Raw genomic sequence first — 14173 nt, 5'->3', positions numbered from 1 at the left:
TCAAGGAAAAAGATCTTCGTGAAAGCAAAAAAGCACCTAGCGCTTTTATCACGCCCGGTGCTCTGATTCTTTAAGTCTGGATTCAACAATTTTTCCACCTAGCCACAATACGAATATACCAAAAGCAATCATTCCAAGTTTTAAAGGACTCTTCAACACATCAACAAAGTCATATCCGATAAATGAAACGATCGCGATCATCACCAATTTACCTAGAGTTAACGCCAGCAAGAAGGTTTTCGTATTAATCCGTGATAATCCGCCTACTACGTTTACAAGAGCAGATGGAGTAAACGGAAAACAATAAATAAGAAAAAGCATACCAAAGCCGTGCCTCTCAACCCATCCTAGCATCCGTGTTGTGTTCGTATGTCTGTTTAAAAAGTTCAAGAATCGCTTCTGTCCAAAACGTCGTACTAGTAGAAACACAATGATTGATCCTACGCATACCCCGATCCACGAATAAAGAAAGCCTAACCAAAATCCGTATGCCGCTGCATTTCCCGCTACAAAAATAAAAAGTGGAAGAATCGGCAAAAATGATTCGAGCATAGGTAGCAATATTCCTGGCAAGAAACCTAGATCTTTGTATTGATCGAGTAGCTCTAATATGTTTTTTTCAGTAAAATAGCGTTCCCAGTTTCGCCAGTCCATCAATCGTTCTCCTTTTCTTCCTCATACCCTCATCGTAGCCACAGTTACCTTGTTTAAAACCAACTAACAAGGAGTTAATGATCTAATTTTATCATAAAGTAAAAAAGCACACTATTTGCTGATCATTTTTGAATGTGTTTTATCACTTTTTAATCCTAGAATTACCGCACAGCAACATACTGAGATGAAAGACATGATCGGGTACAAGTACGACATTCCTTTTGTAACCGTTTCAAACGGGAATAAGAGGCTGTACATAACCACCGCTCCATGTATAACTGCTCCCATTGTAGCTATTAAGTTATTTATCCACCCGATCTTAAAACGGTTTAACGCACAAAGAAATGCAACAATCCCCCATATTAAAAGAAAATACCCCCAAACACTCAAACCATCCGCTTTCGTTTCTAAAAGACTCGTGATCTGTAAGATCCCGACCAATATTGAAATAAGCCCCGACAAGAGAAACAATCGGTACTGGATAGGCATTTGTGATTCCCCCTTTATGATCTGACACTCTTTTCTTCTTGCACAAATTTAAAAAATAACCAAAAAACCGCCACAACATAATGTTTTGACGGTTTGTACATTTCTTCTAGTTGCGAAAAAGTCAGCTTTATTTCATTAAAGCGTCATATACTTGTACATCTAACTCTTTTGCTTTCTTTTCGTTATACGTTTTTTCATATACTGGTTCTTGAACGATCTTTGCACCCCAGAACATACTTTCAAACACTTGATCGATGTCTACTTCGATCTTCGCAAGCTTTAATGGTACACCTTCCATGGTTTCTTGCAGTATGTTCGCTTTTCCATTAATTGAATACACAGTTTCAAGACCAACTACTGTAAGGACCACATGTGGATTATCTTTAATATTTGTTACGATGCGTGAATTGTTCGTCACCGTAAACCGAATCTTCTCTTTCGACAAACTCTTTACCCATGATATTGCGTTAACAGATGGAGCTGTTGTTTCCACGTCAACGGTCCCTAAGAGGACAAGCTGTTCGCCTTGCAGGTGTTCATACAATTCAGGACTTAACGTTGTTGGAATTTCTTGTTTTGCCACATGATCGCCACCTTTTAAGAAAATTATGTATGTTATCTATTTTACCATATATTTCATAAGTTGAAAGTGAAAAAGGAAGCGTTAATATCGCTCCCTTTAATCTTCAAAGGTTCCCTTAATTACAGCCTCTCCGTCTAGAACCATCACTTGACCCAACGCGATAACTGAATCAATGCTGAGATCTTCATTAAGCAGAACAAGATCAGCATCCAGCCCTTCTTGCAGTCTTCCTTTTTGTTTAAGCTTTAAAATGCGGGCAGGATTAGAAGTGATTGTCTGCAACGCCTCATGAAGTGGAATCCCTTCTAATTGAACAGCATCACGCACTTCACCAAACAGCGAGTTCACTTTGCCGATACGCAAGCCCGTAAATTCTCCAAATTCATTAAATGCAGGCAAACTTCCTTGTGCGTCTGATGTAAACGTGATTTGCTCGATTGCCACTCCAGCATCTAACATTCTCTTAAGCCCGATTGAGCATTTAACTTCGCCTTCTTCTAAAAATTGCTTCGTCGTACTTGTTGTGAAATCTACGATACCGCCTTTTTTCGCATATTGAATTCCCGCTTCAAACAAATAAGAATTACGGTTGATATGCGTCGGATAAAATTGAGAAAGAGGCAGATCGGTCGTTTCTACAACTTCTTCAATCAAAGATAACATACGTTTGCTGTCGCCAAGGTGAATGTTCACAACACCTGATTTTCCTGAAAGCATGCCTCCAACTCTTGCTTGGGAGGCAAGTCTAGCCAGTTCATGAGCGTCCGGCTGGCTGGAGCGATGATCAGAAATCGCAATTTCACCTACACCGATAATCTCATCAATCATCATGATGTCTGTTTCAATATTTCCTGTTAACGTTTTAACAGGAACTTGATAGGAACCGGTGTGTACAAAGCACGAGATTCCTTCTTCTTTAAGCGCTTTTGCTTTTGCGATTAGATTCGTCATCGTCCTAGCTGTTCCGTCTGTACCAATCACACCTACGATTGTTGTAACTCCAGCTTTCGTTACATCTGACAGATAAATCTCAGGAGTTCTCGTTTTATACCCACCTTCTCCTCCACCGCCAGTAATATGAACATGTCCATCAATAAAACCTGGTGCCACGATTTTTCCTGTTGCATCAATAACTTGAATATCAAGTGCTGGTGCGGGCCATTCAATATGATCTGAGATGTTGGTAATTTTCCCGGCAGCGAGTAGGATGTCTTTTTTTCCGAGATATTGAGGTGCGTACACCTCACCGCCTTTTATAAGTGTAAACATGTGAATCATTCCTTTATTTTAAAAAGATAGATAGATTATTTAAAACCAATAAGTACTGCTGTAATGATTACTATAGAAGCTAAAATAAATAATAATAGCTGAAACTTAATTTGGAATTTAAACCATTTGGACCACTCGATACGTGCCGCTCCCAATGTTCCCATCAATGCTCCGGAAGTCGGTACAATCATGTTAGTAAATCCGTCACCAAGCTGAAAAGCAAGTACTGCCACTTGTCTAGTAACCCCTGCCATGTCAGCAAGCGGAGACATCAAAGGCATAGTAAGAGCGGCTTGACCTGAACCTGATACGATAAAGAAGTTGAACACAGCTTGGAACACATACATGATCCAGGCAGAAACTGCTACAGGTACATCTGAAACTAGACCGCCAGCTGCATTAAGCATTGTGTTTAATACGGAAGGTTCAGCGGGGTTGTCACCACCTAACATGATAATAACCCCTTTTGCCATACCAACTATGAGAGCTGCAGGGAGAATATCTCTAGCTCCTTGTTTGAATCCATCAGATATACCGTTAACTGTCATGTTATTTAATTTGAAGATTACTCCAATTATACCCGCAACTAAACCGATTGTGAAAAATTGAGTTGCAATCTCAGGAATGTAGTATGCTCTTTCAACAACGCCCCATACAATCCAGATTACCCCTGCTACTATTGTTAAAAGAATAAGGATATGTCCTATTCCAAAGTTAGCTTTAATATCCGTTTGTTTAAAATCTTCTCGGAAGTATGCATCGGAATCATAAGATAATGAACGTTTAGGATCTTTTCTAATTTTAGAAGCATATATCCATGTATAAACAATACCCACTAATGTAAAGAATGCCCACATACCAATACGGAAAGGTGCACCGGATAATACTGGAACTCCCGCAATTCCTTGTGCAATCGCTACACCAAACGGATTCATCCACGATGTTGCAAATCCAATCTGTGTCGCAACATATGTAATCATAACTGCTGTAATCGCATCATAACCAAGAGCAATTACGACTGGTACAAGAATCATCGCAAATGCAATGGCTTCTTCACCCATTCCAAAAACAGCTCCACCTAAAGAGAATAACAAGAACATAATAGGAATAATAAGGACTTCTTTTCCTTTTGTACGATCGATCATCTTTAAAATACTATCTTCTATCGCACGCGTCTTCATAATAATTCCGAATGCGCCACCAATAATAAGAATAAACGCTACAACCCCAACAGCCGATCCCCACTTATCCCCAGTAACTAAGCCTTCAAAGATATAGTTTAAGAACCCAGCACCGCCACCTTCTTCAAACAGGCTGACACCTTGAGTAGCAGGCTCACCGTCCTCCCCTTTTACATAAGAAAAGCTGTCAGGAACAAGAACTGTTTTCGTTTGCTCTTCCCCGCCTTGCGTATACGTTGTTTCTTTCGTTTCAAATTGACCTGCCGGAATGACGTACGTTAATAGTGCCATTAAGGCTACAACAAAAAATACGATAACAAACGTATCTGGCATCTCAAACTTTCTTTTCCTTTTATCCACGTTTCTTCCCCCTTTTCTAACTTCACGTTATACACAAGCAAGAATTGTGCCAACATTACGCCTACCATTGTTAAAGCTTTTTAAATATTTTGTTTTATTAATTGGCTAGTTATAAGATAATAGTTTCATAACCAAAAAACACCCTAAAAAAACCATTAAAGAAGGTGTATATAATGGAAACAAAGAAACAGATTGTTCTATTAGCAGGTACAAAGGAAACACGTATAGCACTATCCAATCAACTTCAATCTATATTGGGCGATTATTTTCATATTCGAAGTTACTCTTCTGAAGAGATGCTTCCTACACAATTAGAAAATGAAATTGTAATTCTATCCTCTTATCTGATAAAACGTGAGGTAACTCATTGTTTGAGTGAATCCTGTAGAGTGATTACGGCAAGGCGCACAGTCAACTATGAATATATAGATCAGCTATTACAGCTGCCTGAGGGTACAGATGTTATGTGTGTGAACGATTTTCCTCAAACGGTAGAACAGTCCATACAAACTCTCATACACCTAGGAATCAATCACTTAAATTACCATCCTTACTATCCGGGAGTTCCTCACTACCAACATGCCGACATCGCTGTAACACCTGGTGAGATGCATCTAGTACCAAAAGAGGTTAAGAGAATTATTAATATTGGTGTACGTCTGATCGACATTACTACCATAACAGAGATCTTGGGAGAACTTGGTGTCTTAGATGACCGCGCAACAGGCATATCTGAACGATTTACAGAAAAAATTATTCAGTTGTCGAAGAAACTTGCACACGCTAATCAAAAGGCCCTTCAACTTAACGAACACTTAGACAAAGTATTAAATGGCGTAAATGATGGTATTCTATCATTTGATCATACGGGAAAGATCACCGTATTTAACGAAGAACTGAAGAATATATTTCTAACCGACTCAAAGCAAGCTGTGGGAAAACATATTAAACAGATAATTAAAGATAAAGAGTTGCTTCACTTTCTAACAAATACGGCGAGTGAACCATCTGATCAATTTTTTACAATCAATGATACAAATTATATGGTTCACAGATTTGCATTGCCAGCTGAAAACACGGTGATTGCAACATTTAAAAACACAAGTACTACAATCTCAATGGAAAAAGCCGCACGATATGAACTCAAACGAAAAGGCTATATCGGAAAATATTACTTTAGTGATATCGTCGGCGACTCAGAAGCAATCGTTCAAACGAAAAACATTGCAAAGAAACTGGCTGTAACGGATCTTTCCCTTCTTTTACAAGGCGAGAGCGGCACAGGCAAAGAACTCTTTGCAAGTGCCATTCATAACGAATCCAGCAGAAGAAACGGTCCCTTTCTCGCAGTAAACTGTTCTGCCCTGCCTGAAGATTTATTAGAAAGTGAACTATTCGGATATGAAGAAGGTGCATTTACAGGTGCAAAAAAAGGCGGAAAACAAGGTCTCTTTGAACAAGCAGAAGGCGGTACTATTTTTCTGGACGAAATTGGTGATATTAGCGTAAAACTTCAAACGCGTCTCTTACGTGTTCTGCAAGAAAAGGAATTAAGGCGAGTCGGCGGAACTCGTGTACTCCCTATTGACGTAAGGGTTATTTCTGCAACGAACAAAGACTTGGCCTCTGACATAAAAAAAGGATTGTTCCGAGAAGATCTGTATCATCGATTAAATGTTCTATATTTAAAAATCCCAGCTCTCCGTGAAAGGAAAGAGGATATCCCCCTTCTACTGAATCATTTTTTAGCCATTCGTACCTCTAAAAAAATGAAAGTGGAGAATGAAGTCCTCGGCCATTTAATAAACCGATCATGGACTGGTAATATCAGAGAACTGAAGAACACCATTGACTATATGCTTGCCGTTTCTGAAAACGAGAAGATCACTGTTAAGGATCTGCCTCAGGAAGCGATGAGGATTAATAATGATGAGAGGGTTTATACGGCAGAGACATTCAAAGAGACTGCAGCAACCTCTGAGGAAATTCCGCTTATAGCACCAAACGAAGAAGCTGCGATTATGAGCTGCATCTATCGTAACTATCTTTCTGGTAAAGCCTCCAGCCGGAAGAGCTTACTGTCGGACTTGGAAGCACTAAGCCTTAAGCTCTCAGAAGCTCAAGTCAGATTACGATTAGACCTTTTGGAGCGAAAAGGGTTTGTCGTGAAAAGTAAAGGTCGAAGAGGAACAAGGTTGACTGAAAACGGGCTAGTCTATATTAAAAATGAACTTGAGAGTTTATAAAACTTGAGAATCGCTCATAAAACTTGAGAATCGCTCATAAAACTTGAGAATCGCTCATAAAACTTGAGAATCGCTCATAAAACTTGAGAATCGCTCATAAAACTTGAGAATCGCTCATAAAACTTGAGAATCGCTCATAAAACTTGAGAATCGCTCATAAAACTTGAGAATCGCTCATAAAACTTGAGAATCGCTCATAAAACTTGAGAATCGCTCATAAAACTTGAGAATCGCTCATAAAACTTGAGAATCGCTCATCCAGCGTGCATTTCATGCCGCTGGATGAGCGAGAATGTTCCTACACATCCTAAAAAAACATCAAAAAAGCCGACTCCTGCAAATTAAAAGCAGAGCCGGCTTCAATTATTTCACTTATCTATCCTTAACCCTAAGATCAAGTCACAAAATCAGGCTTCCGTTGCGCTAAAGTCGGACTTTTCAGCTCGACAGGCTCTCCTTTTTCAAGACTCAAGAAGGAAGTCGCTTCATTAAACCAGCTGTCAGGAGCTTTATGTCCCCAAAACGTTTGACGTCTTGGATCGTTAATATCCCATTTAATCGGCTTGAAGTCTGGATCACTCGTCAGATAATCTCCGTTATATAATTCGATTCGGTTTCCATCCGGATCGCGAACATACAAAAAGAATGCGTTCGATAAGCCATGACGTCCAGGTCCACGCTCGATGTTGTCCGCATACCCCATGCTAGCCATCACATCACAGCAATGAATTAAACTCATCGGATCAGATAGCCAGAAACCTACGTGGTGAAGGCGAGGACCTTCTCCGTTCATAAACGCCACATCATGAACAGTCGGTTTGCGGTGCAGCCAGGCTGCCCATGTTCGATCGTCTTCGGTTGCCGTATATTCTGAAACTCTAAACCCTAGCTCATCCGTATAAAACTGAACAGCTGCTTCCACATCAGGTACCATACAGTTGATGTGATCAATACGCTGAACACGAGCACCTCTGTACAGATCATATTTTTGAATGCAGCGTTCAACACTCTCCATCTCAACAAAAAATTCGAGCGGTATACCAGAAGGATCTTCTACACATAACGTCTTGCCCATTCCAACGGCAGGATCTACATCTTTCCACAGAACTTTTGCACCCTTCCCTTTAAAGAAAGTTTCAAGCTCATTTAAGTGACTGTCTTCCCACACTTTGTAGCTCACGACATGAACGCCAGGCTTATCTGCCTTTTTTAACAATAAGCTATGATGCGAGTGTTCTTCTAGTCCACGCAAGGCCATCCACTCTGAAGTAGCGGCCGTTTCAATGAAACCTAAGGCATTCACATAAAAATCACGGGAAGCATGGAGGTCGGTAACGTTCATGACAACACGCGCGATTCGTCGCGCTGCAGAAAATCCTTTACCATCGCTTTATAAGGCTCTTTGTTAAATTGATCATAATAAATGTTCGACATACGCGCCGGATCTCCAAAGAAGTAATACTCATAAAGAGCTTGGCGGCCGCCGAACGTACTGATGGAAATGTCCCAGGCCAAGCGGAACAATTGCGTGCGCTCGTAACCATCAATGTTAGCTCCTTGTGTATAACGATGAACAAGTTCTCCGATGTCATCCGCGTTAAAATCCGCTTCTGTCGGAATCCCCATCAAACCTGATGCCCCAAGAATTTTCACGATTTCAACAATGCGCTGATACATTTTCGGGTACCAGTTACGCGCAGCGTTCAGCGGTGCAAAGTCCGGTGTCATGTTTCCATACTTATCGATTGAAGCATTGTGCTCTGCACGGTAAAGGTGAGAACGCATCGTTTCCAGTATAAGCATGACTTCAGATGCTTTCTCTTTAACATGAGGAAACACATCGATGCCGATCGATTCCATCATATTTAAGATTACACCGAGTACAAATTCAGTTTTTACCGTATTCTTCGCGATTACTTGATGTGCCATGTGAACGATCGCGTTTGTCTCTACGTACGTACGGTTACAAATATCTGAGCTACCGCTAACGAAAACGCGTTCCCAAGGTACTAGCACATTATCAAAAACAACGATGGCATCACTTTCTTCAAATCGAGAGCTTAGCGGATGATCCCATTGACTTCGACCGGTATCAAACGATTCACGGCATAAGAACTTTAATCCTTCTGTATTATTCGGGATAGCAAAAGCCATCGCATATGGATCGTCTTCAGAAGAAGCTTTATTCAGTGTTGATGGGAACACAACGATTTCATCTGTTACCCCACCAAGCGTCGCCAGCAATCTTGCTCCTTTTACTACGATTCCGTCCTTGTTCTTTTCCACGATACGAGCAGATAAGTACGGATCTTTTTGCTCAGACTGTTTTTTTGAACGATTCGTTTGCGGGTGGATGAGTGTATGCGTTAAGCTGATGTCATTTTCCCGGCAATAGTCATAATACTTTCTGGCGTTTTCTGCGAACATCGGATCGTTTTGGGCAAAAAAGTTGCCTGACGTACCGAACGCCATAACACTCGTATTTAAATAATCTGGCGTACGCCCCATCATCCCACCTGTGTAGCCTGCCCACTCAGAGATCATTTCGCGGCGGCGGATCAGATCGTCTACCGTTTTGGGCGCAATAAAGGAAAGACCTACTTTATCACCCGTTTGTTCAGAGGTATAGAGCATCTTGTCTGCTTTTTCGTGCTGGAGGTCATACAGGTTAGCAATGGACCTTACAATGTTTCGAAATGCCGGATGAGAAGGAACATCATCTACTTTCTCACCATGAATCCAAACGTTATTCTTAGCCTTTGAAATACCTTGAATATATTGTTCCCCCGTGCGTGCAGGCAAAGAAATCCCTCCTAATGTTTCGCTTCGGTTTGAAGCGACTGTTTTTTCTTTCCGAACTGTTGAATGTGATGATCTGCGAGTGCAACATGCACTACTTTCATCTCGGTGTAAAACTCAAACGCATAGTGTCCGCCTTCACGGCCGATACCCGAATTTTTTGAGCCACCAAACGGAATACGAAGATCACGTACGTTCTGTGAATTCACCCAGAGCATACCAGCTTCAACGGCATTTGCGACACGGAGACCTTTTTTCATGTCGTTCGTCCACACATAGCCTGCGAGACCGTACTTAATATCATTTGCGTATTCGATCACTTCTTGTTCATCTTTAAACGTCATCACAGATAAAACAGGACCGAATATTTCTTCTTGCGCCACCGTCATATCATTTTTTACGTTTAATAAAAGTGTCGGAGCTACAAAATTCCCTTTTTTGTGAGATGCAGAGAGTGCTTGTGTATATACTTCTGCACCTTCGTCTACAGCAATCTGTAAATAACGCTTCACATTTTCATAGTGTTCCGTATGGATGAGTGGGCCAACTTCCGTATCTGGATCAGATGGATCCCCAACGATAATGTTATCCACCCTCTCCTTTAAACGAGCCACAAACTCATCTTTAACGGATTCTTGAAGAAACAAACGAGAATTTGCTGTACACCTTTCTCCGTTAAAAGAGAAGATGCCCCATACACAAGCGTCTAGCGCACGCTCAAAGTCACAGTCATCAAATACGATGATCGGTGACTTTCCGCCAAGTTCCATAGAAAAGCGTTTCAATGAAGCAGCACCGTTTCTCATAATCTCGGAACCTGTCTTCGTCTCTCCGGTAAACGAGATAAGCTGCACATCATCATGTGCAACAAGCGATGCACCAGCTGTTTCACCAAAACCATGAACGACGTTAAACACACCTTTTGGCAGTCCTGCTTCATCCACAAGTTCTGCTAGTTTATTAGCAGTTAACGGCGACCACTCTGCTGGCTTTAGAATCACCGTGTTCCCTGTTGCAAGTGCAGGTGCAATTTTCCATGTCTCAAGCATGAACGGCGCATTCCATGGTGTAATAAGCCCGGCCACACCTACAGGCTTTTGAATCGTATAGTTCATGAACTCATCATCCACATGATAAGCTTCACCAGACATACGGTTCTTTACCATCTCGGCATAAAACCGAAAGTTATCTGCCGCACGTCCTACCATCTTTCTTGTTTGAGCTATAGGAAGTCCCGTATCATAGGATTCTAACAACGAAATCTCTTCTACATCACGATCAATCAAATCAGCAATCTTATAGATGTATTGAAGACGCTTTTCCTGCTTCATCTTACCCCAAGGACCTTGTTTAAAAGCTTCCTTTGCCGCTTTTGCTGCTAGATTAATATCTTCTTTCGTTCCTTCGCTTACCGAGTTGATCTTTTCGTTCGTATACGGATTTACATTAACGAAAAAATCTCCCTTATGTCCCGAAACAAACTGTCCATCTATATAGTGTTGAATCATTTCTTTAATTTCCGGCTTCATGATCCTTCCCTCCAGTTGGCACCTTTTCAGTTCGTCCATCAACAATCGTATTTTCAAGTGACCCAAGATAATCGATCTCAAGTCTTACAACATCACCAGGGTGAACGTGAGAGATACCTTTTGGTGTACCGGTCCAAATCACATCATTGGGTTCAAGCGTCATGAACGATGACACAAATTCAATGATTTCCGGGATCGAATACATTAAATCTTTTGTATTTCCTTGCTGTCTTAATTCACCGTTTACATACGTGCGAAGTTCAAGGTTTGTCACATCCGGAATGTCAGCTGCATCTACATAATAAGGACCCATCGGACCAAACGTGTCGTGCCCTTTTGCTCGAACAGGCGGACGATACCAGTTGTTCACGAAGTCACGGACGGTAACATCATTCGCAATAGTGTAACCGCTTACAAATTCCATCGCATGTTCAGCTTTGATGTTTCGTCCCTCTTTACCGATGACGACCGCCAGTTCATTTTCATAGTGCATGTATGTTGCACCGTCTGGATAGAACACTTGGCCTTTATGTCCTACAAGTGATGAGTTTGGTTTAATAAACAGAACGGGTTCTGCTGGCTTCTCAAGTCCTAGTTCATCTGCATGATCTGCGTAATTTAGTGCAAGGCCTATCATTTTGTTCGGTTGAAACGGAGGCAGCCATGTTTCAATTTCGGTTAGATTTGCTGTTTTACCTGATGAAAACGTAATCACATCATCAACAATTGTTCCTTTTTGTTCTCTTCCTTCAAAAATAACGCGTGCGTGTTTCATTTATACTTCACTCCCTATTTTTTCTACTAATCCGTAATCAGCAAGGACGGCTCTGATTTCTTTTTGCAGAGATTCAGTTGGTAGATCCATCGGCATTCTTAATGTTGGATTGATTCTGCCCATCATTCCAAGTGCAGCTTTCAACGGTGCTGGATTCGTATCTTTAAAAAGAACATCATTTAAAGGCATCAAATCATAATGCAGCTTCAATGCTTCTTCTACATTTCCAGAATCCCATGCGTTGTATACTTCTGCCACTTTGGAAGGAAGTACGTTCGCTGTTGCAGATATGTATCCTGCCCCTCCAATGGCAAGCATCGGATAGCAAAGCAGCTCTATTCCCGAATACAGCAAAAAGTCACGTCCACAATGTAAAAGCACTCGGTTTATGTGTTCAAAGTCTTTATTAGATTCTTTTACTCCAATAATGTTTGGACAGTCTTCATTAAGTCGCGCTAGCGTCTTTACTTCCAAATTCACTGCTGTTCTACCTGGGATGTTATAAATGATGAGTGGGATGTCTACTGAATCTGCGATGAGTTTAAAATGTTTGTAAAGTGCGTGTTGTGAGGGCTTATTGTAGTAAGGGACGATCACCATAGCGGCATCTGCTCCCATTTCTTGAGCGAGTTTTGTTAAGTGAAGTGATTCTTGATGGTTGGTGGAACCTGTTCCAGGTACAATTGGTACACGCTTGTTTACCGCTTTAATTGCTGTTTCCATGACAAGCTCACGTTCTTTTAATGTCAGTGATGACGGTTCCCCTGTTGTTCCTGTAACAGAGATACCATGACTTCCAGATTGGATGTGCCAGTCTATCAACCTTTTAAGTGTTTCAAGATCTAACGATTCATCTTCATGAAAAGGGGTGATGATTGGAGCGATTGATCCTCTTAGCGATTTCTTAACTTCTTCCACTTTCATACTTTCATCTCCTCAAATAGAATTTTGTGGGGAATCCTCAAGAAAAGCTTTTAGTGTATTTAATTTATGGTTTCTTGCAAATGCCTCTACTATTTTGGGGTCTTCTCTTTTTTCCATCATCTCGATTAGTTGATAGTGTTCTATAACTGATCGCTTCATTCGAACAGGTTTCATTGTTGATCCCTGCTGACGAACAGTCCCCAGCCTTTCCCAAGTTGTATGAATCTGTTCTAATAGAAATTGATTGGTGCAATATCTGTAAGTGAGTTTATGAAATTCTTTGTTGTAATTGGAGAAAAGAGAGTAATCAAGTCGTTCAAGTGCATCTTCCATAAGTTTTGTATACACTCTTAAACCATCAAGTTTTTCGTGAGGAAAGTGTATTGATGATTCTGCAGTCGCAAAACCTTCTAATACGGCTAGAACGGATAAAGTTTCTAAATATGCTTGTTCATCAAAGGGGGTAACAATCGCTCCTGAGTATGGTTTAAACGAGATTAGAGAATCCGCTTCTAGCAACCTGATCGCTTCACGAACAGGAATCGCACTTGTCTGAAGTTCTCTAGCAAGTTGGTCAATGACAAGTTTGTGACCTGGCGGATACCTGCCATCTAAGATACGGGAACGGATGACTTGATAAGCATACTGCTGTTTGTTTGTTTTGTGTTTAGTCTTCATATACCTATGTTAATCTCAAATCATATATGATTTCAAGTTAATTTTCAGAAAAATCATATATTATTGTTAATTTAGGAACAAAGTATGATAGTGAGAAAACAATAAAAAAAACTATAGTTAAATAGTCTTGTTACTCACAGTAAAAGTTTACATATGTAGTAAGAATAAGCTATTCTATTCATATAGATTGTGTATAAAGGGGTAAAAAGCCCATGAATGTAAAAAACGCCATGGAGATTCTAGTAGAAGAAGCATTAAAGAATTATTGGGGACAGCTTCAGCTTCCTTGCAAATGCGAGATTTGTAAAGCTGATGTCTTCGCGATCACACTTAACAACTTGCCACCTCGTTATGTTTCAAATGAAGATGGCTACGCTTTTGTCAAAGCACAAAATTTTGATGATCAATCCAGAGTTAACATCTTAAATCAGATTGTAAAAGCGACAGGCATTGTAGCAACTCGACCATCACACGATTTGAAACCATCTCCTACTAGCGAATAGAAGGCAGATGGTTTTTATTTTTGTTATGTTTATCTGCCATAAATTTTGAACAACATTCACTTCAACCCATAAGATTCAGTTGAAAATTATATTCGAGAAAATATCCTGACTCTTTATTCCTATTTTTCAGAAAAGTTCCTTGCGAGAGCTTTTTTCTTATGATATATTTGTGACAACCATTCA

13 protein-coding genes are annotated in these 14173 nt (G+C 40.5%); 2 read left to right on the top strand and 11 right to left on the bottom strand.

Going from position 1 to position 14173, the window contains the following annotated elements; translation table 11 throughout:
• Positions 1 to 48: 48 nt before the first annotated feature.
• The 5 genes from ABE65_RS07050 to yfcC form a co-directional block, all read right to left on the bottom strand.
• Complete coding sequence (locus tag ABE65_RS07050; protein ID WP_066392894.1) at positions 49 to 654, bottom strand: TVP38/TMEM64 family protein; 606 nt, start codon at positions 652 to 654, stop codon at positions 49 to 51.
• A gap of 111 nt (positions 655 to 765) precedes the next feature.
• Positions 766 to 1143: a hypothetical protein gene (locus ABE65_RS22025; protein ID WP_066392892.1), complete on the bottom strand. Its 378-nt coding sequence runs from the start codon at positions 1141 to 1143 to the stop codon at positions 766 to 768.
• Between the two features lie 127 nt (positions 1144 to 1270).
• On the bottom strand, positions 1271 to 1726 hold the full coding sequence (locus tag ABE65_RS07040; RefSeq protein ID WP_066392889.1) for a pyridoxamine 5'-phosphate oxidase family protein: 456 nt from the start codon (positions 1724 to 1726) through the stop codon (positions 1271 to 1273).
• 96 nt (positions 1727 to 1822) lie between these two features.
• Positions 1823 to 2995 (bottom strand): beta-aspartyl-peptidase, encoded by a 1173-nt coding sequence (gene iadA, locus ABE65_RS07035; RefSeq protein WP_066392887.1) that lies wholly within the window; start codon positions 2993 to 2995, stop codon positions 1823 to 1825.
• 35 nt (positions 2996 to 3030) lie between these two features.
• Entirely contained in the window at positions 3031 to 4536 is a 1506-nt protein-coding gene (gene yfcC, locus ABE65_RS07030; RefSeq protein WP_082861333.1) for a putative basic amino acid antiporter YfcC, read from the bottom strand.
• 173 nt (positions 4537 to 4709) lie between these two features.
• Between yfcC and ABE65_RS07025 the strand changes: the two genes are divergently transcribed.
• Complete coding sequence (locus ABE65_RS07025) at positions 4710 to 6782, top strand: sigma 54-interacting transcriptional regulator (protein ID WP_066392881.1); 2073 nt, start codon at positions 4710 to 4712, stop codon at positions 6780 to 6782.
• 394 nt (positions 6783 to 7176) lie between these two features.
• On the opposite strand, the gene hpaD is transcribed toward ABE65_RS07025, so the two are convergent.
• The 6 genes from hpaD to ABE65_RS06995 are packed head-to-tail and all read right to left on the bottom strand — an operon-like array spanning position 7177 to position 13487.
• Positions 7177 to 8124 carry a 3,4-dihydroxyphenylacetate 2,3-dioxygenase gene (gene hpaD, locus ABE65_RS07020; protein ID WP_066392878.1) on the bottom strand — a complete coding sequence of 316 codons (948 nt, stop codon included), beginning with the start codon at positions 8122 to 8124 and terminating at the stop codon, positions 7177 to 7179.
• Positions 8121 to 9584, bottom strand: coding sequence for a 4-hydroxyphenylacetate 3-monooxygenase, oxygenase component (hpaB, locus tag ABE65_RS07015; protein WP_066392875.1), 1464 nt, complete (start codon positions 9582 to 9584; stop codon positions 8121 to 8123). The genes hpaD and hpaB overlap by 4 nt, the downstream gene beginning before the upstream one ends.
• Before the next feature lie 11 nt (positions 9585 to 9595).
• Positions 9596 to 11110 carry a 5-carboxymethyl-2-hydroxymuconate semialdehyde dehydrogenase gene (hpaE, locus tag ABE65_RS07010; RefSeq protein ID WP_066392873.1) on the bottom strand — a complete coding sequence of 505 codons (1515 nt, stop codon included), beginning with the start codon at positions 11108 to 11110 and terminating at the stop codon, positions 9596 to 9598.
• Positions 11094 to 11885, bottom strand: a complete 792-nt coding sequence (locus ABE65_RS07005; RefSeq protein WP_066392870.1) for a fumarylacetoacetate hydrolase family protein — start codon at positions 11883 to 11885, stop codon at positions 11094 to 11096. The genes hpaE and ABE65_RS07005 overlap by 17 nt, the downstream gene beginning before the upstream one ends.
• Positions 11886 to 12809, bottom strand: a complete 924-nt coding sequence (gene hpaI / locus ABE65_RS07000) for a 2,4-dihydroxyhept-2-ene-1,7-dioic acid aldolase (protein ID WP_066392868.1) — start codon at positions 12807 to 12809, stop codon at positions 11886 to 11888.
• A gap of 12 nt (positions 12810 to 12821) precedes the next feature.
• Positions 12822 to 13487, bottom strand: coding sequence for a GntR family transcriptional regulator (locus ABE65_RS06995; RefSeq protein ID WP_066392866.1), 666 nt, complete (start codon positions 13485 to 13487; stop codon positions 12822 to 12824).
• 212 nt (positions 13488 to 13699) lie between these two features.
• Between ABE65_RS06995 and ABE65_RS06990 the strand changes: the two genes are divergently transcribed.
• Positions 13700 to 13990, top strand: coding sequence for a late competence development ComFB family protein (locus ABE65_RS06990; protein ID WP_066392864.1), 291 nt, complete (start codon positions 13700 to 13702; stop codon positions 13988 to 13990).
• The last annotated feature ends 183 nt before the right edge of the window (positions 13991 to 14173 follow it).

Source organism: Fictibacillus phosphorivorans (genome assembly GCF_001629705.1).
Taxonomy (GTDB): Bacteria; Bacillota; Bacilli; order Bacillales; family Fictibacillaceae; genus Fictibacillus; species Fictibacillus phosphorivorans_A.
Note: the sequence above shows the minus strand (reverse complement) of the source record. Positions and strands in the feature narration are given on the sequence as shown.